The following is a 25701-nucleotide window of genomic DNA, read 5'->3' on the forward strand; positions in this document are numbered from 1 at the left end:
AACTTTGCAGAAAGGTAGGACGGACATGGATTTTCGATTGAATGAAGAGCAAGAGATGATGCGCCGCATGGTGCGAGACTTTGCCCAGAAAGAGATCGCACCTTTCATCCCTGTGATGGAAGAGACGGACCAGTTCCCGCGTCAGATCCTGAAAAAGATGGGCGAGATGGGGCTCATGGGCATTCCGATCGCCGAAGAGTGGGGAGGAGCAGGGGCGGATTTTATTTCCTACATTTTGGCCATTCACGAGATTTCCAAAGTGAGTGCGACAGTAGGCGTCATTTTGTCCGTGCATACCTCCGTCGGGACGAACCCGATTCTCTACTTCGGTACCGAGGAGCAAAAACGCAAATACGTGACCAAGCTTGCGAGTGGGGAATACCTCGGGGCTTTTGCCTTGACCGAGCCGCATGCAGGTTCTGATGCGAGCAGTATCCGAACCACAGCTGTGAAAAAAGGCGATGAGTACATCTTAAACGGAAACAAGGTGTTCATCACAAACGGTGGGGAGGCAGATACGTATATCGCATTTGCCGTAACCGACTCTACAAAAGGAACCAAGGGAATATCAGCCTTCATCGTAGACAAGGATACACCGGGCTTCACGGTTGGGAAAAAAGAAAAGAAGATGGGACTGCACGGTTCCTATACGACAGAGCTCATATTCGACAATGCGCGTGTACCGGCTGCCAACCTGTTGGGTCAAGAAGGGGAAGGCTTCTGTATCGCGATGGCGAATCTGGATTCCGGTCGAATAGGGATTGCGGCACAGGCACTCGGGATTGCCGAGGCGGCAGTAGAGTATGCGACAGAGTACGCGCGGGAACGTAAGCAGTTCGGACAACCGATTGTCAAGCAGCAAGCCATTGCCTTCAAGCTGGCTGACATGGCGACGAAAGCAGAAGTTGCCCGGTTGCTAGTATACCGAGCGGCGTGGCTGCGCAGCCAAGGTATTTCTTGTGGGATGGAAGCCTCGATGGCAAAGCGTTTTGCCACAGACTCCGCGATGGAGCTCGCCACAGAAGCCGTACAAATCTTTGGCGGATATGGCTACACTCGAGAATATCCGGTTGAACGTCTATTCCGGGATGCGAAAGTAACGCAAATCTATGAGGGCACCAACGAAATTCAACGAATCGTTATCGCCAAGCATTTGCTTGCTGATTAAATAGACAGATGAAAAAGACATGGGGGAGTGATCCATATGAATTTCCAACTGACGGAAGAACATGAAATGATGCGCAAAATGATTCGCGACTTTGCAGAGAATCAAGTAGCTCCGACAGCAGCCGAGCGCGACGAAGAAGAGTGTTTTGATCGTTCCATATTTGAGCAAATGGCTGAGCTTGGACTGACAGGCATTCCTTGGTCGGAACAATACGGCGGAGCAGGTGCAGATTACCTGAGCTACGTCATTGCAGTGGAAGAACTCTCCCGTGTGGATGCCTCCATCGGTGTGACACTGTCCGCACATGTTTCCTTGGCGAGCTGGCCGATTTACAAATTCGGGACAGAGGAGCAAAAACAAAAGTTTTTGCGTCCATTAGCAGAAGGCAAGAAGATGGGCGCGTACTGTTTGACCGAGGCGGGATCTGGCTCTGACTCTGCGGGAATGCGGACAACAGCCGTACGCGATGGTGATCACTACATTTTAAATGGCACCAAAATTTTCATTACCAATGCGGGCGAAGCAGAAATCTACATCGTATTCGCGGTCACCCAACCAGAGTTGAACCATAAAGGCATCACGGCTTTCATCGTAGAAAAAGGCATGGACGGCTTCACAATGGGGAAAAAGGAGAAGAAGCTGGGTATCCGTTCCTCGCCAACACTTGCAGTCAATTTTGAAGATGTGCGCGTGCCAGTAGAGAATAGGCTGGGCGAAGAAGGCCAAGGCTTCAAAATCGCGATGATGACGTTGGACGGTGGAAGAAACGGTATCGCCGCTCAAGCATTGGGCATTGCACAAGGTGCTTACGAGCATGCGCGGAACTATGCCAAAGAACGCAATCAGTTCGGCAAACCAATCGCTTCCTTGCAGGCAATCCAGTTCAAGCTGGCAGACATGGCTACCAAGATCGAGGCATCCCGTTTGCTCACTTACCAAGCAGCGTGGTTGGAGGATCAAGGTCTTCCATATGGCAAAGCATCTGCGATGTCCAAAGTTTTTGCAGGAGATACAGCAATGGAAGTAACAACCGAGGCTGTTCAAGTTTTCGGGGGTTACGGCTACACGCGGGAGTATCCTGTGGAGCGCTTCATGCGCGATGCCAAAATTACACAAATCTATGAAGGAACCAATGAAATCCAACGTGTCGTGATCAGTAATTTCCTGCTAAAAGAGTAGGAAACTGTCCAGTCTTCCAACACGATGACACACATAGAAAAGAAAAGTTTGGCTTTGTGCTCTTACTCGCGTATAATGATCTGCGAATGATACAAAAGTAGAGTGTTTGCGCCTTCTTTTCTATGAGGCGTCTGACCAAACGCTCAGTCGGTTGGAAAGGTGGATTTTGGAGTGTCTGACAAGAGAAAAGCGATACCGTCCCTAGTAAAGGACCCAAAACTGATCGAGAGAAGACGAGAGCAGATTATTGAGGCTGCCGTTCATCTCTTCATTAATAAAGGTTTTCATAAAACGACGACAAGGGAGATTGCCCGAGCGTCTGGATTTAGTATTGGTACGTTGTACGAGTATATTGAGTCAAAAGAAGACGTGCTCTATCTTGTTTGTGATGCCATTCATGCGGAGATGGAGACGCGCTTGCGTGAAGCGATCAACTTCAACGGAACTGGCTTGAAAACATTAAAGATAGCACTAAAGAGCCTGATCCGCGTGATGGATCAGATGAGCGACCGCGTTTTGCTTATTTATCAGGAAGCCAAATCATTGCCAAAAGAAACACTCCGCTACGTGTTGGGGCGTGAAGAAGCCATTTCGCATATTTTCGTCGAAATCCTGGAAAAAGGGATTGCCGATGGTTCGCTGCACATTGACGAAAAGAACGTCAAGCTGATGGCGGACAATATCATGGTACTGGGCGAAATGTGGGTATTCCGCCGCTGGGCATTGAAAAAGCACTATACCATTGAGGAGTACACAGAGAAGCAGATCGCGCTTCTGCTTCGCGATATCAGTGTCTCCGATTAAGAGGAGAGTTTAAAAAGTCTGGGAAACATAGAGTGCCAAGCATACCTCGCGTCTACCGCGCCTTGATCTGCTTGGCCCTGTTTTTCCTCCTTTTTAAACTTAATTAAAAGGAGAGTGGAACGATGGAAACAGAAGTGTATCGTCCGCAAAACAAGGTTCGCTTTGTGACCGCAGCTAGTCTGTATGACGGTCACGACGCCTCGATTAATATCATGCGCCGTATTTTACAATCGTCGGGAGTAGAGGTCATCCATCTCGGACACAACCGCTCTGTTGATGATATTGTAACAGCCGCTGTTCAGGAGGATGTGCAAGGGATTGCCATCAGCTCCTACCAAGGCGGTCATGTGGAGTATTTCAAATACGTAATTGATCTATTACGCGAGCGGGGAGCAGAGCATATTCGTGTTTTTGGCGGCGGTGGCGGCGTTATCGTTCCACGCGAGATTCGGGAATTGGAAGAGTACGGAGTCTGTAAAATTTATTCGCCAGATGACGGCAGACGATTGGGCTTGCAGGGCATGATCAACGACATGATTAGACGTAGCGATTTCCCAACCGTTAAGCAGCTGGAGGAAGAAGTAGCAGGCTTGCGTGAGCAAAACCATCAGGCGATTGCCCGGCTTATTTCCGTTGCAGAGTATGCAGTGGACCAGCGTGAATGGACAGAACCTCTCCGTGAAAGTTTAGTGGAAGCCGATTCAGCCATTCCGGTATTAGGGATTACAGGTACGGGTGGAGCAGGAAAAAGCTCATTAACTGATGAGCTTGTTCGTCGATTTATTCGCACTTATCCCGAGAAGACGGTCGCGATCTTGTCTGTCGATCCATCCAAGCAAAAATCAGGCGGAGCGTTACTTGGTGACCGCATCCGCATGAATGCCAATTCGACACCGCGCGTGTATATGCGCAGTCTCGCCACCCGCAAATCGGGCATGGAGCTGTCTGCTGCCTTAAAAGACGCGATTCAAGTAACGCGTTCTGCCCATTTTGATCTGATTATTGTGGAAACGAGCGGGATTGGTCAGGGGGATGCGCAGGTCACTGAAGTGTGCGACGTCTCCATGTACGTCATGACGAGTGAATTCGGGGCACCATCTCAGTTGGAAAAGATTGATATGCTCGACTTTGCTGATGTGATCGCGATCAACAAATTTGAGCGTAAAGGCTCAGAGGACGCTCTTCGCGAGGTTCGCAAGCAATATCGACGCAATCACCAGCTTTTTGAGCTGCCGGATGAGAAGGTTCCTGTGTATGGTACGATTGCGAGTCAGTTTAACGATCCGGGAACGAATGTGTTGTTTGCTGCCTTGATGCATCGAATTGTAGAAAAGACTAGCGTTGACTGGTCTGTAGAGAATTTGGATACGACTCCTGTAAAGATTCATAAAACTTCGTTGATTCCGACAGAGAGAATCAATTATTTGCAAGACATTGCCAACACCGTCCGCCTATACCGTGCCTATGCCGAAGAGCAGTCGTTGATTGCACGCAAGCTGTTCCAGTTGCAGGGTGCAAAGGAGACAGTGCTGGCCTCGGGAGATTCGGCGGCTGCCGAGCTGGTGGCGGTGCTTGATAAACAAATCGTTCTCTTTGAAGAAAAGCTGCATCCGGAGTGCCGACGTATCCTGGAAAATTGGCCCAAGCTCAAGGAAGCGTATCGGAAGGATCAATTCGTCACGAAAATTCGCGACAAGGAACTGGTTACCAAGCTGTTCAGCGAATCGTTGTCGGGTACACGCATTTCAAAAGTAGCCGTCCCTGATTACGAGGATTGGGGCGAAATTTTAAAGTGGTCATTAAAAGAAAATGTTCCAGGTGAATTCCCGTATACCGCAGGAGTATTTCCGTTTAAACGCGAGGGCGAAGATCCCAAGCGGCAATTTGCAGGCGAAGGTACTCCAGAGCGGACGAACAGACGCTTCCACTTCCTGTCTCAAAATGATGAAGCGAAGCGACTCAGTACGGCTTTTGACTCGGTTACGCTGTATGGTGAGGACCCTGACTACCGCCCGGACATTTACGGGAAAATCGGTACGAGTGGGGTCAGCATTTGCACCCTGGATGACATGAAAAAGCTGTACGCTGGCTTTGACCTTTGTGCACCTAGCACTTCTGTGTCCATGACGATCAACGGTCCTGCACCTATGATTTTGGCCATGTTCATGAATACGGCGATCGAGCAGCAACTGAATGCTTTTGTTCAAAAAGAAGGGCGTCAGCCTACCGAGGACGAAGCAAAACAAATCAGAGCGTACACGCTGTCGACTGTTCGCGGAACTGTTCAGGCAGATATTTTGAAAGAGGATCAGGGGCAAAACACGTGTATCTTCTCGACAGAATTTGCCTTGCGGATGATGGGGGATATCCAGCAGTATTTTATCGACCAGAAAGTACGGAACTACTACTCTGTGTCTATTTCCGGCTATCACATTGCGGAGGCAGGGGCGAATCCGATTACGCAGCTTGCGTTTACGCTATCTAACGGATTTACCTATGTCGAGTACTATTTAAGCCGCGGCATGAACATCGATGACTTTGCGCCGAACCTGTCCTTCTTCTTCTCTAATGGTCTCGATCCGGAATACACCGTGATTGGACGTGTGGCTCGCCGGATTTGGGCAACCGTGATGAAAAATCGTTATGGTGCAAATGACCGCAGCCAAAAGCTGAAGTACCACATCCAGACGTCCGGCCGTTCCTTGCACGCGCAGGAGATGGATTTCAACGATATCAGAACGACCTTGCAGGCCTTGATTGCCATTTACGACAACTGTAATTCTCTCCATACGAATGCCTACGACGAAGCGATTACGACCCCGACGGAGAACTCTGTTCGACGGGCAATGGCGATTCAGATGATCATCAACAAGGAAATGGGACTCGCGAAAAATGAGAACCCACTTCAAGGGGCATTCATCATCGATGAGTTGACTGATCTGGTAGAAGAGTCAGTTATGCAAGAGTTCGAGCGGATCAGTTCTCGCGGAGGCGTTCTGGGAGCGATGGAGACTCAATACCAGCGCGGCAAAATTCAAGACGAGTCCATGTATTACGAAATGAAAAAGCATACGGGCGAGTTGCCAATTATTGGGGTAAACACGTTCATTAATCCGAATGCATCTGAGGACGATTACGAGATTGAATTGGCTCGGGCGACCGAAGAGGAAAAAGAACAGCAAATCATTAATCTCCGGGCATTCCAGGAGCGCCACAAGGATGTGTCTGCGGCTGCGCTGCGGCGTCTGCAAGAAGTGGCTATGGCGGGAGAGAACATCTTTGCCGAGCTGATGGAGACGGTCAAAGTAGCATCGCTTGGACAAATCAGTGGTGCCTTGTATGAAGTGGGCGGCCAATACCGCAGAAATATGTAGCAACAGAGTAATTGGCTTAAAAGAAATCCTAGGGTACGTGGAAAGATTCGAAAATCACACAAGGACCACTTCTTTGTTACGAGGTGGTCCTTGTCTTATTCTAAAATGTAAAACAAGAGTAGAAGTTTAACTTCTACTCTTAAGACTGTAGAGAAACCCCGTTATTTTCGGGGTTTCTTTCATTAGGAAGAAAATTTGTGAATGCAAAACAAACCTCCAGCTCCACATTTCTAGTGGTTTTGAAGGTTTGTTTGGAGAGGATGATTTAGCATCCTAGCAAATTTTTCGTGTAATGCTGGTACTCTCATCCCCTAAATTATTCTTTTTCCTAGCAGCAAGTAAATTTAAGAGGGTTCTGCAAGTTATGTTTTGCTGTTCCCTTTTCTAGAATACAAAACACATTAATGGTGCAGGGAGGATCAATGAAACCGTTTTTAGAATCATTCTTGACACCAATTAACTTTGAAAATTGATCTAACATAGTCATAACCTCCATATTTTTACATTTTTTACTTTCAATTCAATTATAAGAATTGCAACAAAAACTGTCAAATGATATATTATTTACAAATATTTACCAAAATAGAGTTTGAGGGAGGTTTCTGTGTACGTTCTCATTCCACTAACGGTAGCAGTTGCTTTATTCGGCATGCAACTCTATTCATACCGAAAGTTCAGGAATATCGTTACTCTCTTTTCTGTAGAAGATTCTTTTTTTTCACTTCTAAACCAGTATTTTATCGGTGTAAATCTCAAAGAGTCACTTATATTCCCCACGCATTTTTCACAAACACCAACCATTGTCATGTTCGCTGCCCCCTCATGTGATACATGCCATCATGAAGTAGAAAGATACTTAACCCATATCAAGAAAAAAACAACCAACCTTCCTTTCTTATGTGCGGTTAAGCAGGATGATTCTGACTATCAGCACTTTATCGACACATTTAGCGGAAAAATTACGATGGTTCCCGTCGACAAAAAAACCATGAGCGAATTACAAATCATCAACTTCCCAAGCCTGTTTATTGTTGACTCACAGGGGATCATTCGATATGTAGGACGCTCAGTTGGTGAGCTAGTAGACATCTTGAAACACAAGGAGAAGCAAGAGCTCCACAACATCCAATAAAACTAGAAAAGGTGTTCCTCATGATTGTTCAATCATTTATCAAGCTGTTCGCTTTCTTATGGGCACATGCCCGGCTACTTCTCGCGCTTTTAGTTTGCTTAACAATCATGATTGGTTTACTACCAGTAGCCACCCTTTGGCTATCCAAAGAAATGATCAATGAGGTCGCGAAAATCATTCAACTCCAAGTGGGTGATTATCGTTATGCTTTTTTCTTACTCTCACTTCAATTTTTAATAGCGATGGCTACATCTGTGCTTCTCAATATCCAACAATACCTGAATGGAAAGCTTGAAAATGTTTTGGAACTCGCGGCGCAATCACTTGTACTTCAAAAGGTAGAAGCGGTACCGCTTTTCTATTTTGATATTCCCGATTTTTACAATCATTTAGAGAGAGTTCACTTGAATGTGGGCACACGCTTTTTATCACCACTCACGATCCTACTAGAGATCGTTAGAGCCAGCATTACTATTTTCAGTTTCTTGCTCTTTTTGTTTACCGTTCACTGGAGCCTCGTCATTTTAAGTCTGATCGCGGCAATTCCCGTCTTCTTTGTTCAAATTCGGTTTGGCAGTATCAATTATTGGCTCAGATACGGCTTAACCCCCTTAATTCGTGACATACAATATACCAGTTTTTTATTGAAAGATCGGCAGTCAGCCAAGGAAATTCGACTATTTGGCTTAGGTCAAATGCTACTGAAAAGATGGTCAACCTCCATTACCCACCAGTTCACTGAAACATTAAAGGTGCTGCGAAAGCAACAAGCAACGGAGGTCGGCCTAGATGGGTTTACCGCACTTTTGTACTTTGGGACAGCTGGAATTATCATCTGGTTAATCCGTACCACCTCTATGCAAATCGGTGAGTTTGTAGCAATCGGACAAGCTGTGCAGGGAACACAAGGATTGACCAATCAGCTATCTAACCAGTTTGCCAAAATATTTGGAGAGATTCTCTATATAAACGATTTTTTTGATTTCATCGAATATGAACACCCTGAAAAGGATGCAAGCGACGAAGGCTCGGCTCTCTTTCCTGCACCGCTACAACAGGGCATTTTTATAAAAGGATTGTCATTTACCTACGTGAATACGACAAATCCTGTTCTAAGGGATATTCACTTGCACATACGGCCTGGTGAAAAAATCGCAATCGTCGGTGAAAATGGCTCGGGTAAATCAACCTTAGTCAAATGTGTGATGGGGTTGTATCCCATATCACAGGGTGACATTTCCTTCGATGGCCTCAGTATTAGCCAGATCAAACCTGATGATTTACGCAAAAATATGACCGTGATCTTCCAGGATTTCATCAAATATGCCTATACGTTACAAGATAATATTGGTTTTGGTGATACCGAACGAATAAACGATCTAAAATGGATGCAAGAAGTTGCCGCTACAGCTGGCGTGGATCAAATCGTTTCCAAACTTCCAGATGGCTACCAAACCTATTTAAGTCGCTATTTGCAAGAGGGAACCGATCTTTCTGGAGGACAATGGCAAAAAATTGCCTTGGCTCGTGCTCTGTTTCGAAATAGTGATATTGTGATTTTAGATGAGCCAACAGCAGCTCTTGATCCCATGACTGAGCTTTCTGTATACCAACTCGTACGAAATCTGACTGAAAATAAAACAACCCTATTTGTCTCACACCGTATGGCTGCCGCTAAAATGGCAGATCGGATTATCGTGATGAAGGATGGTCAGTTAGTCGAGTCTGGAACGCATGATGAACTGATTTCACGTAATAAAGAATATGCGCAGATGTATCATGCTCAGGCACAATGGTATGCAACACCAGTGGAAAGCAGGTGAAAAATTGGAAATCGCATCCTTTATCCTTCGCATGATTCTAGCACTGTTGTTTATAAGCTCGTCTGTATCAAAAATCAAAAACAGCACGACTCATGCTTCAATTGTAAAAGACTACAAAATACTGCCTGAACGATCTATTAGATTTTTTGCCGTCCTCGACACTTATTCTGAATTGCTGATTGGATTGCTACTCATTTTCGGGCTGTACTATTCTTGGGCAGCTCTGGCTGGTAGTGGTTTACTACTCCTGTATAGCGTGGCTATTGTGGTCAATTTATTGCGTGGAAGACGAGAAATATCATGTGGTTGCGGTGGCATCGTTAGCAATCACAATCTATCATGGGTACTGGTCAGCCGAAACGTTTTGCTCATTGCGATGTGTCTCTGGGTCTATCAAATACCGACCACCTATGGGAATCTCTCATGGGCATTAGAAACAGGGAATTTCAGGACCGTATATGGAGAAGAGTACTGGACGTTAATGATCATCGCATTGTTGTCCACACTTGTGATTCTGATTGGTCAACATCTAGGGAGCATTCGGAAGAAAGTACACGAGCTAGTCGCACAAAAATAAATATCATTCCCTCACGAAAAAGGAGAGATCCTCGTTGGAAACGTTTATACAATGGTCTGTGATTGCGTTATGGGTATTTGTCATGGTGCAATTCGTCGTTATCTACCTGCTAACAAAACTAGTAGCAGATTTTATCAATAAATTACAAGCAAAAGAAAAAGAACCGAGTGTAGACAACTGGATAGGCTCCAGAGCCCCGGTTCTGATCGATAACAGTCCATCTGGAACAAGCATTGATTTTACAGAGATGAAAAGCCACTCTACACTTGCACTTTTCACGGCAGAAGGTTGTCCCATATGCCAGCAAATTATTCCACATTTAGAGAAGGTAAAACTACGATTTCCTCAGCTTAAATTACTAGTTGTTTATTCAGGAAAGCTCATTCACGACACTCAAAACCAGGACGATATTCAGTATATCAACTCTTCCATTTCGTTTTCAATGTACCAAATCGATGCCATCCCATCTGCTGTCCTGATCGACAAAAAAGGAATTATCCTTGCCAAAGAATCGGTTCCTACCTTTCATTATCTACTGGCATTGCTTGAAAAACATGTGCATATCGAAGCGGACACCTCGGAGTTCATTCCTGCGTCGCTCTCAACAAATCTAGAAGAAAATAAAGCAAATAAAATTGCCCCTCAACCATATTCATGACTGTAGAAAAACTACCATTCATATTTTAAGAATATTACAGTAAATCAACGCGGTGTCGTGTGTAATTATGAAGAGTAGAAGTTTAACTTCTACTCTTCATTATATTATCTATCGTACGTTACTTTTCCAAAATGTTATGTAATAAAAATTTGTATGTCCATTCCAAATGGTCGTTTGCTAGCACTTATCTTAGCCCCCAACTGTTTAATCAGTGGTTGTATAGGGGTGAGTTCATTATTAAGGAAATTCACGACCATTACCTAATAAAAAGAGTCTCGCTTGTTTGAAAGCCTTGCATTTTCGGCTAAAATAAGGAATACTGTATGTTAGCCTTCGTATGTTGTACGTTGTGTAATTAGGGATTTTGACATCATTTATGAATGACTTATACAAACCTGCGTCCCCCGAACAGGGCACCGGGTCAGTATTCAAATCAATCGTTTTCATATGGAAAGGACGTGCCCTGAGTGAGTCAATTGTTTGCTCATATTGATTCCGAGAAACTGAGTGAGATGGCGTTAGTTGACATTGCGTATGAAATTTTGCGTGAAACTAACCGCACTTACAACTTCCGCGAGCTGATGAATGAACTGGTTGCAGTGCGCAAGCTGACTGATGAACAACTCATGGCAATCATCGCGCAAGTATACACAGAAATTAACATTGATGGCCGCTTCGTGTGCCTCGGTGACAATGTATGGGGATTGAAACGCTGGTACCCAACCGACACCGTGGAAGAAACCCAAGAGGGTGGCGGAACGAAGAAGAAGAAAATCGTCACGGAAGACGACTTCGACGATTACGATTCCGAAGACGAAGGTGTCGAAGAATACGAGGAAGACGATGTTGTCATCTTTGAGGACGAAGAGGAATTCGTCGACGAAGATTCTGAAATCGAAGAAGAAGAAATCGATGGAGAAATCGACGAGGAAGAACTCGAAGACGAAGATGATGAGATGTTCGAAGAGGACGAAGAGCTTGCGGAAGAGGAATCTGACGACGAGCTCGACGAGGAAGACGATAAATAGGTCCTTGACTTCCGCTTAAGGGACAGATAAAATACTCCTTGGGCTTCACATGAAGAAGGATCAAATATGGGAAACTATAAAACAAAAGTGCCCCTACCCCATTTCTTTACGGGATAGGACTCGCTTTTGTTTTTCTTTTTTTTTGGAGCCGTCTTCATTCGATTTTTATAACAACTTAAGGGTGAGGGAAAGAGGGGACGTTAACGATGACGAAGTATATTTTTGTGACAGGCGGGGTTGTATCCTCGTTGGGAAAAGGAATTACAGCGGCTTCTCTGGGCCGACTCTTGAAAAATAGGGGTCTAAAGGTAACCATCCAGAAGTGTGACCCATACATCAACGTTGACCCGGGAACGATGAGTCCGTATCAACACGGGGAAGTTTTCGTAACGGACGATGGTGCGGAAACAGACCTGGACTTGGGCCACTATGAGCGCTTTATCGATATCAACCTGAGCGCTAACTCCAATATGACAACTGGTAGAATTTATTCGACTGTCATTGCCAAAGAACGCCGTGGCGACTATTTGGGAGGAACCGTTCAAGTTATTCCTCACATCACGAACGAAATCAAAGATCGCATTTTCCGTGCAGGTCGCGAAACCGGGGCAGATGTAGTGATTACCGAGATCGGTGGAACTGTTGGGGATATCGAGAGCTTGCCATTCCTTGAATCCATCCGCCAGATCAAAAGTGACATCGGTCGTGAAAACGTCATGTACATTCACGTAACCCTGGTACCATATATCAAGGCAGCAGGTGAAATGAAAACCAAGCCTACGCAACACAGCGTGAAAGAACTGCGCAGCTTGGGTATTCAACCAAATGTGATCGTGACACGTACCGAGCAACCGATGACGCAAGAAATGAAAGACAAGTTGGCTCTGTTCTGTGATATCGATAAAAACGCGGTAGTGGAATGTATAGACGCGGACAGCCTTTACGATGTACCACTGCAATTGCAAGCACAAGGGTTGGACGATTACGTATGCCGTCACTTGGGTCTGACTTGCCAAGAAGCGGATATGACAGAGTGGAAATCGCTCGTATCGAAAATCAAAAACCTGTCCAAAACGACTACCATTGCAATCGTTGGTAAATATGTAGAATTGCATGATGCGTACTTGTCCGTAGCAGAAGCGCTGTACCATGGTGGCTATGCGAACGATTCCAAAGTAGAAATCAAATGGGTACACGCGGAAGAAGTTACGCCAGAAAATGTTGGCGAACTGCTCGGTGATGTAAATGGTATCCTCGTACCAGGCGGCTTTGGCGATCGTGGTATCGAAGGTAAAATCATCGCTACACGCTATGCTCGTGAAAATAAAGTACCATTCCTCGGAATTTGCTTGGGTATGCAAATCGCTGTGATCGAGTTCGCTCGCCACGTAGCGGGTATGGACGGCGCAAACAGCTCCGAGATCAACCCGAATACAGCATATCCGGTTATTGACCTCTTGCCAGAGCAAAAAGATATCGAGGACAAGGGTGGTACAATGCGTCTGGGTCTCGGTCCAACCAAAGTGGAAGAAGGCACGCTGACTGAGGCTGCATACGGAAGTACCCTGGTTTATGAACGTCATCGTCATCGCTATGAAGTGAACAACGAATATCGTGATCAATTGGCGCAAATGGGCTTGCGTTTTGCGGGTACAACTCCAGATGGTCGACTGGTTGAAATCGTGGAAGTTCCAGAACATCCATGGTATGTAGCGACACAGTTCCACCCAGAGTTCACATCCCGTCCGAACCGTCCACAGCCATTGTTCCGTGACTTCGTGAAGGCTTCCCTGAACAAATAACATAGTTCCATAAATAAAAGACGCACCCGCGATGTAAAGTCGCAGGTGCGTTTTGTGCTTTCAAAAAGCAGATCAATGGAACAAGGGCGATAGCCAGGCTACCCAGTAGGCGGCCGGAATGAGCAGGAATTGAGCCAAAATCGTTCCGATAAAACGTGAGAACATCAGCCACAGGTACATGTCGCGAATCGATTGCTGCGTGGTTTTCCCTTGCATTGCTTTTTCTGTCAGAAGGGCAATTTGCGGGTCTACCAGAATCGTCATGAAAATCGTGGCAAATCCGTTGATTAATCCAGAAGACATCAAAACGGTTGCTTTGTAATCCGGGGCTAGTAATGTCGCGTATAACACGGACAGTACGCTGCTTGTGTAGATAGCTGTCCCCAATGCATTTAATAACAGTAATCGTTTGGGAATGCCTTTGATTCGAAAACGAGAGATGGCTTGCCAGCTAGGAATCCGGACATGATGGTGAACACGTCGGATGGTTTCAACAGTAACTGCCGTGCGAATCATTTGCGGAATCGAGCCCGCTAACTCCAAGTGCGAGATCATTCGTTTCGATATTTGGACGAAAGTGGGAAACAGTACGATAGCCGCCAAGGTTCCGAGCGAGGACGCTGCAATAATCACGTGCAATTGTGTGCTAGGGTCAACATGCTCGATCGCAGCTTGATCCATCAATCCCCCAGTGAATGGTCCTTGAATCAGGTTGGAAGTACGGGAGAGGAGCAATACGATCCCGACCAGAGACATCGCTACAGCAATCCTGCCCGTTTGTACCCCTGCAAAACGGATTCCGTAGGTAAGTGTCTCTGTCGTATGGATAATAAATGTTAACAAGCAAATCAGCCACAGAGCATCCATAGTAAGTATCTGGCTCCTTGTGTGTAGGGGAAATTGGTTTTTCCCATTATACTCGAAATGAGGCCTATGGGAAATTTTAAGCAGACGTTCAGCAAAAAAGGTGAAGGAGTTTCCTGATTTTAGGCGAACCCATAATAATTAAGAAAACGCATTCGTCAGGGGGGAATCAGAATGTTCGACAAGCAAGATAAAAAGGTACTGGTTGTGGATGACCAGTATGGGATTCGCATTTTACTGTATGAGGTGCTGGGAAAAGAAGGGTACAAGACCTTTCAGGCAGCAAACGGGAAAATGGCATTGGAAATCGTGGAAAAAGAATCGCCAGATTTGGTTATCCTCGACATGAAGATCCCTGGGATGGATGGTATTGAGATCTTGAAACACATCAAGAAAATCAATCAGGAAATCAAAGTCATCATGATGACAGCTTACGGAGAGCTGGACATGATCAAAGAAGCAACACAACTGGGAGCATTGACTCATTTTACAAAGCCGTTTGATATCGATGAACTACGAATGGCAGTGCATCAGCAATTAGCTTGTTAAGAACTGACTGCTAAGGTCAGGGTACAAGCGTCCCTGTTAACAAATGCTTGTCTGTGGTATAATAAGCCACATGACTGAAGTCTGCTAGAGGAGGATTTACAAAATGCCACTGGTACCTATGACCGCTTTTACCGAAGACGTCAAAAAGCATAAATACGCCGTCGGACAATTTAACCTGAACAATCTGGAGTTTACTCAAGCGATTACTGAAGCTGCGATGGAAGAAAAATCGCCTGTGATCTTTGGTGTTTCTGAGGGTGCACTGAAATACATGGGGATCGATTATACAGTAGCGATTGCAAAAGTGGCTGCTGAACGCGCAGGAGTCCCTGTAGCATTGCATCTTGACCATGGTAGCAATTTCGACATGGTAATGAAGTGCATTCGCGCTGGGTTCTCTTCTGTTATGTTCGATGGTTCCCATCATTCGTTTGAAGATAACCTTCGCCTGACCAAACAGGTTGTAGAGGCTGCTCACGCTGTTGGCGTATCGGTAGAAGGTGAACTCGGTACCATCGGTGGGGTAGAAGACGACCTGTCTGTTGACGAGGAAGATGCTACCTTGGCAAATCCTGAGGAAGCAATCCGCTTCTGGGAAGAAACAAAAGTAGACTATGTAGCGATTGCTGTAGGTACAGCACACGGTATGTACAAAGGAGTTCCAAAAATCCGCTACGACATTATCGAAAAAGTAGCGAGCAACATTGGAGCGCCGATCGTTCTTCACGGTGGTTCCGGCGTACCAGACGAAGCGATCATCGAATCCATCCGTTTGGGCGTAGGAAAAATCAATGTAAATACAGAAAGCCAAGTCGCATGCACGGAAACAGTTCGCAAAGTGCTAGCTGCCAAGCCGAATGAGATCGATCCACGCAAATACCTGAGCCCTGCTCGCGATGCGATCAAGGAAGTAGTAAAAGGAAAAATGCGCTTGTTCGGAAGTAGCAACCGCGCGTAACTGGGAGGATAATCATGCGTTTTTTGATTGATACAGCAAACGTTGAAGAAATCCGCGAGATTCACGAATGGGGAGTTCTGGCGGGCGTAACGACAAATCCGTCTCTGGTTGCCAAAGAAGGACGCGATTTTGTAGAAACCCTGAAAGAAATTCTCGATATTGTTGACGGTCCGATCAGTGCCGAAGTCATCAGTACAGATGCAAAAGGCATGATCGAAGAGGGAGATAAGCTCGCTGCTCTTTCGAAAAACATCGTCATCAAGCTGCCAATGACCGCAGAAGGTTTGAAGGCAACCAAGTATTTTGCTAAACGCAAAATCAGAACAAACGTAACACTGGTGTTCTCCGCGAACCAGGCACTTTTGGCTGCGCGCGCAGGTGCGAGCTTCGTGTCTCCGTTCTTGGGACGCCTGGATGATATTGGTCAAGATGGCATGCAATTGATCGAAGATATTGCTGAAATCTTTTCTGTTCACGGTATCGACACCGAGATCATTGCGGCATCTGTGCGCCACCCTGTTCACGTAACGGAGGCAGCACGCCGTGGTTCTCACTTCGCTACCATTCCAGCGAAAGTATTTAAACAACTCATTGCCCATCCACTGACAGATAGTGGCTTGGAGAAATTCCTCGCTGACTGGGCAAGTATGCAAAAATAAGGACACGTGTTGAAAGTCCAAGCACCTTTTCCATTGGGGAAGGTGCTTCTTTCCCGATTACGCCTGAGGAGAGCAAAGCATGGATAAGCTGATCATCAACGGTGGAAAACCGCTCGCGGGGACGGTGACCATCAGCGGAGCAAAAAACAGCGCAGTCGCACTCATCCCAGCAGCGTTGCTGGCAGATGGACCCGTTGTTATTGAGAATCTCCCCCGTATTCAGGATGTAGGTATCTATCACGAGCTCTTGCGGGAAATGGGAGCTGACGTGCTGTTCGAAGAAGATTGGATGGAAATCGACGGACGTAGTATGAGGCTGATGCTCATGCCAAATGGTCGCATCAAAAAGCTCCGTGCCTCGTACTATTTGTGGGGAGCCTTGCTCGCCAAGTTCGGTGAAGCCCAGGTTGGCTTGCCGGGTGGCTGTGATTTGGGCCCGCGTCCAGTAGATTTGCATATCAAAGGCTTTGAAGCGATGGGCGCCGAGGTGGAGAACAAAAACGGCGTCATGACTATCCGTGCCCAAAATGGACGCTTGCAGGGTGCGCGAATCTATCTCGATCTGGTCAGTGTTGGTGCCACCATTAACATCATGCTGGCTGCTGCCAAAGCAGACGGTGTGACCATTATTGAAAACGCTGCCCGTGAGCCTGAGATCGTCGATGTAGCAACCTTGCTCAACAATATGGGAGCAAACATCAAAGGCGCCGGAACGGACATGATCCGCATTCAAGGCGTAGAACGCTTGCGCGGATGCCGTCATACGATTATCCCCGATCGGATCGAAGCGGGGACGTACATGATTGCGGCAGCAGCTACCAACGGCAATGTGATGGTGGAGAATGTCATTCCAAAGCATTTGGAGTCTGTAACGGCCAAGCTGCGCGAAATCGGTGCGCAAGTGGTAGAAGAGGATGACAGCATCCAAGTCATCGGACATGATTCTTATCGATCAATCGACGTGAAAACGAGTCCGTATCCGGGATTTCCAACGGATCTCCAGCAGCCGATCACGACCTTGCTGACTCTTGCCAAAGGCTCAAGCATCGTGACGGACAATATTTACAGCTCGCGTTTTCGTCATGTAGATGAACTGCGCCGTATGGGAGCTTCCTTAAAGATTGAAGGAAGATCCGCTGTCATCGAAGGCGGAAGCAAACTGAATGGTGCCAAAGTGGTAGCTTCGGATTTGCGTGCGGGAGCAGCTCTGTTCATTGCCGGCTTGGCAACGAACGGCACGACAGAATTAGAAGGACTCGAACATATAGATCGTGGCTACGAAAACTTGGTGGGCAAGCTGCAAGCCTTGGGAGCCGATATTACTCGGGTAGGTCTGCAGAGCATGGAAAACCACCAGCGTTAACCAATCACCAGGAGAGGAGTCTTCCAGAATGGAACGCAGTTTAACACTTGAACTGGTACGTGTGACTGAAGCCGCTGCTTTGGCTTCTGCCAGTTGGATGGGTCTCGGAAAAAAAGATGAGGCTGATGATGCGGCAACGACCGCAATGCGCAATGAATTTATGAAAGTGCCGATGGATGGCGTCGTAGTAATTGGCGAGGGCGAAATGGACGAAGCGCCAATGCTGTACATCGGTGAGCGTCTGGGCCAGGGAGTGGCTCCGGCAGTCGATGTGGCTGTTGACCCTTTGGAGGGAACAAATATCCTCGCAAAAGGTACATGGGGAGCGATTTCGGTCATTGCCATTGCAGACCGAGGAAATTTGTTGCATGCTCCTGACATGTATATGGAGAAAATGGCAGTAGGGCCTAAAGCAGTCGGCAAAGTCGATATCAACGCACCGGTTCGTGATAACCTGAAAGCGGTAGCGCAGGCACAGGGGAAAGATATCAGCGATTTGGTCGCTATTGTGCTTGACCGTGATCGTCACTCTAAGGTGATCCACGAAATTCGTGAGGCAGGCGCGCGTATTCGACTCATCTCAGACGGAGACGTAGCCGCTGCGATCAACACTGCATTCCCTGATACAGGTGTAGACATTTTGTTCGGTTCTGGAGGAGCTCCGGAAGGTGTTCTGGCAGCAGTTGCCCTGAAATGCCTCGGGGGAGAAATCCAGGGTAAGCTCTTGCCGCAAAATGAAGAAGAGATTAAACGCTGTGTTAAAATGGGATTGACTAACCCTCATCAAGTCCTATTCATGGACGACTTGGTGAAAGGTGATGACGCCATTTTTGCAGCGACAGGTGTGACGGATGGCGAGTTGCTCAAAGGGGTTCGCTTCCAAGGAACTCGTGCGACGACTAATTCCGTTGTTATGCGTGCGAAAACCGGAACGGTACGTTTCATTGAAGGGAACCACCGCTTAGAACGCAATCCGAGTAACGGTTTGTAAGAAAACAATTTTCGCATTTATATGTTGAGCTAGGTTTTTTAAGAGTAAATAAAGAGTGGTGGATGTATGTTACTTTCTGAACTAGAAGAAAAGAAGCTGACCGATCTCTATAAGCTGGCCAAGGAATACCATATTCCGTACTACTCCCAGCTGAAGAAGAAGGAATTGATTTTCGCGATTCTTCGAGCACGGGCGGAGCGGGATGGTCTCATGTTTATGGAGGGGGTTCTCGAAATATTGCCGGAGGGATACGGCTTCCTCCGCCCCATTAACTATCTCCCTAGCTCGGAAGATATCTACATCTCCCAATCGCAGATTCGCCGTTTTGATCTGCGGATGGGGGATGTGGTATCAGGAAAAGCAAGACCACCGAAGGAGAATGAACGTTACTTTGGACTCCTTCAAGTAGAGGCAGTGAACGGAGAAGACCCTGAGACAGCCGCAGAGCGTCTTCATTTCCCCGCATTGACACCGTTGTATCCTCAAACCAAGCTTGTACTGGAGACAGCTCCTGCACGTGTTTCCACTCGCCTGATGGATCTTCTCTCTCCTGTTGGACTGGGTCAGCGTGGATTGATTGTGGCTCCGCCAAAAGCGGGGAAAACCATGCTGATCAAAGAGATTGCCAACAGCATTACCGAAAGCCGCCCGGATATCCACTTGTTTGTCTTGCTCATTGATGAGCGTCCGGAAGAGGTGACGGATATGCAGCGATCTGTCAAAGGAGAGGTGGTTGCCTCGACTTTTGACGAGTTGCCTGAGAATCACATCAAAGTTGCTGAGCTTGTCTTGGAGCGTGCAAAGCGATTGGTTGAGCACAAAAAAGACGTGGTGATCCTGCTGGATTCCATTACACGTCTCGCTCGTGCTTACAACTTGGTTATTCCTCCAAGTGGTCGAACATTGTCCGGTGGTATTGATCCGGCAGCCTTCCATCGTCCGAAGCGCTTTTTTGGTTCTGCGCGGAACATTGAAGAAGGCGGCAGCTTGACCATTTTGGCGACTGCTTTGGTTGAGACCGGCTCACGTATGGACGATGTGATCTATGAGGAGTTCAAAGGAACCGGAAACATGGAGCTTCATTTGGATCGCAAGCTGGCGGAGCGCAGAATTTTCCCGGCGATCGATATCCGTCGTTCGGGTACGCGTCGCGAAGAGCTTTTGCTCACCAAAGAAGAGCTGGATAAGCTGTGGATGATCCGGAAGAACATGAATGAAACAAATGAGTTTGTCGACTCCTTTATTAAAAAGTTGGCAGATACAAAAACAAACGAAGAATTTTTGCAAACCCTTGAGTCTAAGCAACAGGGCAGAGGGAAAGCGGCTAGCACGACGGTGAGTTCATGATGACTCACCGTCATTTTTTTTGTGGCGTTGGCATACCGTTAGGAAGGGAGCTGGAAAAGAAGGAGGAGATGCTTTGTGGAGTACGTGCAAGTTAGCGCTCCGGTGGAGTCACAGATGGAAGCAAAAAAAGCAGTCGTGGAGCAGGCGCTATTTCAAGCGTTTAATCCCTATGCCAGTCTGGCTTCACCTGCACCAGTGACGAAAGGAAATTCAGTGATGTACGCTGTTCGGCAAGGAGATACACTATCCGGTATTGCCCAGCGCTACGGTCTTTCTTTAAAAAATCTGGTAGAGGCTAATAGCATTACGAACCCCCATCTTTTAAGCGTGGGCATGAAGCTAATCATCAAGCGTGATGAAATCGGACATATGGTGAAACGCGGAGAAACACTGGATTACATAGCAAGGCGGTACGGTGTGAGTCGGGAATCGTTAATCGAACGAAATCCGCTGCTAAAATGGCTGTCGGACAACCTGTATGTAGGACAGGTCGTGTATGTCCCCATCGCTAAAGGCAATCCGATGTTGGGCAACGATCCTCAGCAGAAGCGAAGTGCCGTTCAAGCGGCAAGTCGGCAAGTCATCACGAGGATTCGCGCCGGTCTAAGTTGGCCTGTCAGAGAAGCTACGATTACAAGCGGATTTGGAGCGCGTTGGGGAACAACACACAAGGGTGTGGATTTGTGGAATGAACAGGAATCAAAGACCCCGATCTTGGCAGCGAGGGCAGGAGTTGTTGTGGAGGCAGGCGCCAACCGGTCAGGGTACGGGCGGATGGTCGTGATTGATCACGGTGATGGCTTGCAAACCTTTTATGCCCATATGCGTCTGTTGCTGGTGTCACCTGGTCAAAACGTAGAAGCGGGTGAGATATTGGGATACATGGGGCAAACAGGTAATTCTACGGGCTACCATTTGCACTTTGAAGTGCGACAGGATGATGTGCCGATCAATCCACTTCCCTATCTCGGCAGGTAACCCTATACAATTTACATTGCTTTTTCAATGCGATACAATGGGCAAAGCAAAGAAGCGAGGCGATTTTCCCATGTATTTAGTTTACGCAGATGAAAAAGGCAATGTATACGACCACCCAGGTCTTTTTGCAGTGGCTCGTAACGGAGATATATTAACAGAAATTCTGGAAGAAGAACTGATCCCACTCCCAGAAGGATCGACGTTGGTTAGTTTGCCGGACACCGAGCCGATCGGAATGGACCCTGACACAGGGGAAATGGTCAAGTTGGATGGCTGTACAGCAGTAGGCGCACTTGTGCCACAAGGAATTACAAGGCTCTTGCTGCCAGGTTACGTGAAAACGAACAAGGAAAGCAAGCTGCCATTGTTCGGCTACTCCGCAGTTGTCTGGAAGGATAACCGTTTCTGGGTAACGGGTCGGGCGAGTGACGATATTTACAAATGGGACCCGTTGAACTTCCCGATGGATGAACTGCGCCAGCGAGTGGCAAAGACGTTGGAGACGTTTCCGCAAAACCGCATTTTGAACCACTTGTCCCACTGTGCGTTGGAATACGAATGCTTAACGGCCTCCAATAACTTTTTCAACCGCTGGGAAGGCAGCTTGCCTGTTTCCTATACCTGTAATGCCGGTTGCTACGGCTGTATTTCCGAGCAACCAGATGACAGTGGATTCCCTTCTCCACAGACGCGGATGAATTTCAAGCCGACAGAGGACGAGCTGGTGGAAGTCATGCTACACCATCTGAAGACACCGGAGAGCATCATCAGCTTTGGACAGGGTTGTGAGGGTGAGCCTTCTACGATGGCTTCCATCATTGTTCCTGCTATGCGTCGGGTACGGGAAACGACAGACATGGGCTTTATCAACATCAATACGAATGCGGGCTTGACGGATCACATCAAAGGCATTGTCGATGCTGGTCTTGATCTGATGCGCGTGAGTATTATCAGTGCGATTGACGAACACTATAATGCTTACTACCGCCCGCGCAACTACACGTTGGAAAATGTAGCGCGTTCTGCTGAGTACGCTGCATCCAAGGGTGTGTATACGTCCATTAACTACCTGTGCTTCCCTGGTGTATTTGACCGCGAAGAGGAAATGGAAGCGATGATCGAGTTCATCCGCAGAACAGGCATTAAGCTGATTCAGCTGCGGAATCTGAATATCGATCCAGAGAGTTATCTGGCGATGATTCCAAAAGCGCAAGGCGAAGTATTGGGCATGAAGCAAGCCATCGAAATTTATCAGCAGGAACTGCCCGATGTTGTAATCGGTTCGTTTACACATATTCCTCCAGATCAACTCCAGCGCAGGAAAAACATGGCGTAATCGGCCAACCAGTTGCATTTCGGCAGTGTTTCATGCTACTATCTGATATGTGTTTATATAACTCTGTTTCGGCAAACGATTCAGGGCGGAAAGAGGTGTAGAAGAGATGAAACAAAACATTCATCCTAAGTACAACGTAGTTACAGTTAGCTGCGCATGCGGTAACGAATTTGAATCCGGTTCCGTGAAACAAGCGTTGAAAGTGGAGATCTGCTCCAACTGCCATCCTTTCTTCACAGGAAAACAAAAATTCGTTGATGCAGGCGGCCGTGTAGACCGTTTCAAACGCAAATACAATCTGTAATAATCAGAATGTATGGGAACAACCAGGTAGAGCAATCTGCCTGGTTTTGTCTTTTTCTGGCACTAATTTTTTCGGGAGGACAAACGATGACTGCTATCGTCTGGTTCCGTCGGGATCTGCGCTTGCATGACCATGCTGCTCTGCACGCAGCTATGCTCACAGGCGATCCGATTATTCCTGTTTATATAGTGGAGGATTCGCTTTGTCGTTCTGCGGTTGTAGGAGATAAGCGACTACATGCGAGTTTTGCCGCGATAGCTGCACTCGGCGATACTTTGGCTCAACTGGGAGGACGCCTCTTGATTCGCCACGGCAACCCACAGCAAGTGCTCTGTCAATTAGCGCAAGAGACGGGTGCAGATAAGTTGTTTTTCAATCGGGATTATACGCCAGAGGCTCGCAAGCGAGACGAGCTCGTGTCTGAAGTGTTGAGCCGTCTAGGTGTGTTTGTACATACATGCAAGGATCTGGTTTTGCATGAGCCCGGGGAAATTATGACGAAGCAGCGGACACCGTATGCCGTTTTTACACCTTATCGCCGCGTTTGGCAGACGCTGGCCAAAGATAGACCGTTCTCTCAGCCGACAAGATGGAATCTATTTGAGCGGTTGAAGGAGTTGGCGAGTGAGCCAGTTCCTACTATGGAAGCGTTTGGACGGAAACGACCGATCGGCCCCGAGTGGGAAATGGAGCAGTTCGGGGAGCTGGCGGCACGTAAACGATTGCAGCAATTTTTAGATGGAGACATTTATACGTATAAAGAACAACGCGACATGCCAGGGGTAAATGCGACCTCCCGGCTGTCTTTTGCCCTAAACGCAGGTACGCTGTCTATACGAACGGTGTATCATAGCGTACAGGAAGTGCTTGCTTCCGCGCGGGGTGAGCAGGTTACCTCGATCGAAGCTTTTCTTACGGAACTCATTTGGAGAGAATTTTATCAGCAGGTGCTTTATTTCCATCCGCACACGACTGACCATGCCTACCTGCCACAATTTGAAACGGTCGCTTGGGAAAATAGGAAGGACCTATTTACCCATTGGTGTCATGGGGAGACGGGCTACCCGATTGTCGACGCTGCCATGAAGCAGTTGAATGAGACGGGTTGGATGCACAATCGGCTGCGGATGATTACCGCTTCTTTTTTGACAAAGGATTTGCTCGTGGATTGGCGTTGGGGAATGGCCTATTTTGCACAGCAGTTGATTGATTTCGATGAAGCGGCAAACATCGGGGGCTGGCAGTGGAGTGCTTCGACTGGTACCGATGCGCAACCGTATTTTCGGATCTTTCATCCTGTCAGACAAGGGGAAAAGTTTGATCCAGACGGCATTTTCGTCAAAAAATATCTTCCCGTATTGCGTGAAGTACCTCTACAATATATTCATAAACCGTGGGACATGCCGGAGCATGTCCAAGAGCAAGCAGGCTGTAAGATTGGCTTCGACTATCCGATTCCTTGTGTGGACCATGCACAAAGAAGAAAGCTGGCCATGGCCTTGTTTCAAGAGGCAAAAGACCGCCATCAAAAGACTGAGTAATGACTTTTAGGCAAAGGGAGATAGAGACGTGGCACAACTATATTTTCGGTATGGAGCGATGAATGCTTCCAAATCCATTCAATTATTGACCGTTGCCCACAACTACGAGCAATCGGGGAAAAAAGTAGTAGTGTTTACTCCAGCAGTGGATGATCGCTATGGCGTGGGAAAAGTTGCTTCGCGTGTTGGGATTAGCCGAGAAGCGATTCCGATTAGCGAAGAGACCGATCTGTATCAAATCGTAGAGGCAGAGTCAGTCAAGCCACATTGCGTGTTGGTTGACGAGGCTCAGTTCATCAGCCGCCATCATGTGGATCAGCTCGTCAGGATTGTAGACAAGTTGGGCATCCCTGTAATCGTTTATGGCTTGTTGAAAAACTTCAAGAATGAGCTCTTCCCTGGCAGCGCCGCCCTGTTGTGCGAGGCTGACAAGGTAGAAGAGATTAAAACCGTCTGTGTTTACTGCAATAAAAAGGCGACGCATATTCTCAAGTTCAAAAATGGACAACCCGTCTACGCTGGCGAGACGATTGAAATTGCTGGAAATGATACGTACAGCAGCGTCTGTCGCAAGCATTACTATACGCCTCCAGTTGTCGAATAAAGAAAGCAGAAGCCACCCCTGTTTGTCCCGTGCATGAGCCCAAGAGGCGAAGCGCAGACTAAGCAAAACAGGAGGTGGCTTTTTCATGCGGACACAGCCTATTTGGCGAAGCGCGTTGGTCATACTGGGCGTGGTGACACTGACTTCTGCTCTCACCGTCGGCTGCGGTGGAAATACGGCTAAGCAACAGGGCTATCGTACGGATATGAGGAATACGCAGCACAATATGAAGATCAGAGGGGATCAAAGCGGAAATACGCTGCAAGGCCGTACCCCTGTTGCTGCTGATCGCGACTCGCTAATGGGGCGCAATCAAAACCCGAACATGGTTACTGGTCAAACGAATGTGCGCAATACGCCAGTCGAAGTGACGAATATGGAGAGGACCGCTATGTCGGTGAAAGGTGTGGAAAATGCACGCATCACACTCAGCGATGCCAATGCATATGTTACTCTTGACCTTGTGCATAACATCACTGCGAATCAAGCGCGTACCATCGAGCAGCAGGTGATTTCACTTCTACGAGAAAGAATTCCAAACTACGATTTTCACTTAACCTCGCATGACGGTTACCATCGCTGACAGGTGAGCAGGACGTATGTAGCAAGGCTCGGCATAGCCGGGCCTGTTTGGCATCGGTAAAACATTTCCAGTAATAATG

23 protein-coding genes are annotated in these 25701 nt (G+C 47.3%); 22 read left to right on the forward strand and 1 reads right to left on the reverse strand.

Going from position 1 to position 25701, the window contains the following annotated elements; all coding sequences use genetic code 11:
- The first annotated feature begins 25 nt into the window (after positions 1-25).
- From POF51_RS12670 to POF51_RS12715, 10 genes are all read left to right on the forward strand, one after another.
- The gene (locus POF51_RS12670; protein ID WP_069851061.1) at positions 26-1168 is read left to right on the forward strand and encodes an acyl-CoA dehydrogenase; all 1143 of its coding nucleotides are present in this window, start codon (positions 26-28) and stop codon (positions 1166-1168) included.
- Positions 1169-1204: 36 nt separating this feature from the next.
- Complete coding sequence (locus POF51_RS12675; RefSeq protein WP_069851059.1) at positions 1205-2347, forward strand: acyl-CoA dehydrogenase; 1143 nt, start codon at positions 1205-1207, stop codon at positions 2345-2347.
- A gap of 171 nt (positions 2348-2518) precedes the next feature.
- A complete protein-coding gene (locus POF51_RS12680) occupies positions 2519-3151 on the forward strand; it encodes a TetR/AcrR family transcriptional regulator (protein WP_017252398.1) in 633 nt (210 codons plus the stop codon).
- 122 nt (positions 3152-3273) lie between these two features.
- Positions 3274-6525: a fused isobutyryl-CoA mutase/GTPase IcmF gene (icmF, locus tag POF51_RS12685; protein ID WP_069851057.1), complete on the forward strand. Its 3252-nt coding sequence runs from the start codon at positions 3274-3276 to the stop codon at positions 6523-6525.
- A 604-nt stretch (positions 6526-7129) separates the two neighbouring features.
- Positions 7130-7657, forward strand: coding sequence for a TlpA family protein disulfide reductase (locus tag POF51_RS12690; protein ID WP_173623321.1), 528 nt, complete (start codon positions 7130-7132; stop codon positions 7655-7657).
- A 20-nt stretch (positions 7658-7677) separates the two neighbouring features.
- Complete coding sequence (locus POF51_RS12695; protein ID WP_271755476.1) at positions 7678-9480, forward strand: ABC transporter ATP-binding protein; 1803 nt, start codon at positions 7678-7680, stop codon at positions 9478-9480.
- Positions 9481-9484: 4 nt separating this feature from the next.
- Positions 9485-10057, forward strand: coding sequence for a MauE/DoxX family redox-associated membrane protein (locus POF51_RS12700; protein WP_271755478.1), 573 nt, complete (start codon positions 9485-9487; stop codon positions 10055-10057).
- Between the two features lie 34 nt (positions 10058-10091).
- Complete coding sequence (locus tag POF51_RS12705) at positions 10092-10715, forward strand: hypothetical protein (protein WP_069851050.1); 624 nt, start codon at positions 10092-10094, stop codon at positions 10713-10715.
- 467 nt (positions 10716-11182) lie between these two features.
- Positions 11183-11743, forward strand: coding sequence for a DNA-directed RNA polymerase subunit delta (gene rpoE, locus POF51_RS12710; protein WP_271755481.1), 561 nt, complete (start codon positions 11183-11185; stop codon positions 11741-11743).
- 206 nt (positions 11744-11949) lie between these two features.
- Entirely contained in the window at positions 11950-13545 is a 1596-nt protein-coding gene (locus POF51_RS12715; protein WP_017252390.1) for a CTP synthase, read from the forward strand.
- 72 nt (positions 13546-13617) lie between these two features.
- Here the strand turns inward: POF51_RS12715 and POF51_RS12720 are convergent, their stop codons facing one another.
- On the reverse strand, positions 13618-14412 hold the full coding sequence (locus tag POF51_RS12720) for a lipid II flippase Amj family protein (protein ID WP_069851045.1): 795 nt from the start codon (positions 14410-14412) through the stop codon (positions 13618-13620).
- Positions 14413-14583: 171 nt separating this feature from the next.
- Between POF51_RS12720 and POF51_RS12725 the strand changes: the two genes are divergently transcribed.
- The 12 genes from POF51_RS12725 to POF51_RS12780 all read left to right on the forward strand — a co-directional run bounded on the left by POF51_RS12725 (position 14584) and on the right by POF51_RS12780 (position 25622).
- Positions 14584-14958, forward strand: coding sequence for a response regulator (locus POF51_RS12725; protein WP_007725537.1), 375 nt, complete (start codon positions 14584-14586; stop codon positions 14956-14958).
- Between the two features lie 103 nt (positions 14959-15061).
- Positions 15062-15916: a class II fructose-1,6-bisphosphate aldolase gene (gene fba / locus POF51_RS12730; protein ID WP_048035114.1), complete on the forward strand. Its 855-nt coding sequence runs from the start codon at positions 15062-15064 to the stop codon at positions 15914-15916.
- A 14-nt stretch (positions 15917-15930) separates the two neighbouring features.
- Complete coding sequence (gene fsa / locus POF51_RS12735; protein ID WP_017252387.1) at positions 15931-16575, forward strand: fructose-6-phosphate aldolase; 645 nt, start codon at positions 15931-15933, stop codon at positions 16573-16575.
- 79 nt (positions 16576-16654) lie between these two features.
- On the forward strand, positions 16655-17938 hold the full coding sequence (locus POF51_RS12740; protein ID WP_069851043.1) for a UDP-N-acetylglucosamine 1-carboxyvinyltransferase: 1284 nt from the start codon (positions 16655-16657) through the stop codon (positions 17936-17938).
- Positions 17939-17966: 28 nt separating this feature from the next.
- On the forward strand, positions 17967-18929 hold the full coding sequence (glpX, locus tag POF51_RS12745) for a class II fructose-bisphosphatase (RefSeq protein ID WP_069851041.1): 963 nt from the start codon (positions 17967-17969) through the stop codon (positions 18927-18929).
- A gap of 66 nt (positions 18930-18995) precedes the next feature.
- Complete coding sequence (gene rho, locus POF51_RS12750; RefSeq protein WP_017252384.1) at positions 18996-20276, forward strand: transcription termination factor Rho; 1281 nt, start codon at positions 18996-18998, stop codon at positions 20274-20276.
- 75 nt (positions 20277-20351) lie between these two features.
- A complete protein-coding gene (locus POF51_RS12755; RefSeq protein WP_271755489.1) occupies positions 20352-21254 on the forward strand; it encodes a M23 family metallopeptidase in 903 nt (300 codons plus the stop codon).
- A gap of 70 nt (positions 21255-21324) precedes the next feature.
- Positions 21325-22590 (forward strand): radical SAM protein, encoded by a 1266-nt coding sequence (locus POF51_RS12760; RefSeq protein ID WP_271755491.1) that lies wholly within the window; start codon positions 21325-21327, stop codon positions 22588-22590.
- Positions 22591-22696: 106 nt separating this feature from the next.
- Positions 22697-22894: a 50S ribosomal protein L31 gene (gene rpmE / locus POF51_RS12765; RefSeq protein ID WP_017252381.1), complete on the forward strand. Its 198-nt coding sequence runs from the start codon at positions 22697-22699 to the stop codon at positions 22892-22894.
- Between the two features lie 86 nt (positions 22895-22980).
- Entirely contained in the window at positions 22981-24435 is a 1455-nt protein-coding gene (locus POF51_RS12770; RefSeq protein ID WP_069851035.1) for a cryptochrome/photolyase family protein, read from the forward strand.
- 28 nt (positions 24436-24463) lie between these two features.
- Positions 24464-25039, forward strand: a complete 576-nt coding sequence (locus tag POF51_RS12775) for a thymidine kinase (protein WP_069851033.1) — start codon at positions 24464-24466, stop codon at positions 25037-25039.
- An 85-nt stretch (positions 25040-25124) separates the two neighbouring features.
- A complete protein-coding gene (locus POF51_RS12780) occupies positions 25125-25622 on the forward strand; it encodes a sporulation protein (protein WP_069851030.1) in 498 nt (165 codons plus the stop codon).
- Positions 25623-25701: the final 79 nt, after the last annotated feature.

Source organism: Brevibacillus sp. AG, assembly GCF_028369215.1.
Classification (GTDB): Bacteria; Bacillota; Bacilli; order Brevibacillales; family Brevibacillaceae; genus Brevibacillus; species Brevibacillus porteri.

Bases quoted from the DNA above. Each gene is read 5' to 3' on its own strand.
- POF51_RS12725 (WP_007725537.1), top strand. From the start codon at position 14,584: ATGTTCGACAAGCAAGATAAAAAGGTACTGGTTGTGGATGACCAGTAT.
- POF51_RS12695 (WP_271755476.1), top strand. From the start codon at position 7,678: ATGATTGTTCAATCATTTATCAAGCTGTTCGCTTTCTTATGGGCACAT.
- POF51_RS12760 (WP_271755491.1), top strand. From the start codon at position 21,325: ATGTATTTAGTTTACGCAGATGAAAAAGGCAATGTATACGACCACCCA.
- POF51_RS12675 (WP_069851059.1), top strand. From the start codon at position 1,205: ATGAATTTCCAACTGACGGAAGAACATGAAATGATGCGCAAAATGATT.
- POF51_RS12770 (WP_069851035.1), top strand. From the start codon at position 22,981: ATGACTGCTATCGTCTGGTTCCGTCGGGATCTGCGCTTGCATGACCAT.
- rpmE (WP_017252381.1), top strand. From the start codon at position 22,697: ATGAAACAAAACATTCATCCTAAGTACAACGTAGTTACAGTTAGCTGC.
- POF51_RS12715 (WP_017252390.1), top strand. From the start codon at position 11,950: ATGACGAAGTATATTTTTGTGACAGGCGGGGTTGTATCCTCGTTGGGA.
- icmF (WP_069851057.1), top strand. From the start codon at position 3,274: ATGGAAACAGAAGTGTATCGTCCGCAAAACAAGGTTCGCTTTGTGACC.
- fsa (WP_017252387.1), top strand. From the start codon at position 15,931: ATGCGTTTTTTGATTGATACAGCAAACGTTGAAGAAATCCGCGAGATT.
- fba (WP_048035114.1), top strand. From the start codon at position 15,062: ATGCCACTGGTACCTATGACCGCTTTTACCGAAGACGTCAAAAAGCAT.
- POF51_RS12740 (WP_069851043.1), top strand. From the start codon at position 16,655: ATGGATAAGCTGATCATCAACGGTGGAAAACCGCTCGCGGGGACGGTG.
- POF51_RS12720 (WP_069851045.1), bottom strand. From the start codon at position 14,412: ATGGATGCTCTGTGGCTGATTTGCTTGTTAACATTTATTATCCATACG.
- rho (WP_017252384.1), top strand. From the start codon at position 18,996: ATGTTACTTTCTGAACTAGAAGAAAAGAAGCTGACCGATCTCTATAAG.
- POF51_RS12670 (WP_069851061.1), top strand. From the start codon at position 26: ATGGATTTTCGATTGAATGAAGAGCAAGAGATGATGCGCCGCATGGTG.
- POF51_RS12780 (WP_069851030.1), top strand. From the start codon at position 25,125: ATGCGGACACAGCCTATTTGGCGAAGCGCGTTGGTCATACTGGGCGTG.
- glpX (WP_069851041.1), top strand. From the start codon at position 17,967: ATGGAACGCAGTTTAACACTTGAACTGGTACGTGTGACTGAAGCCGCT.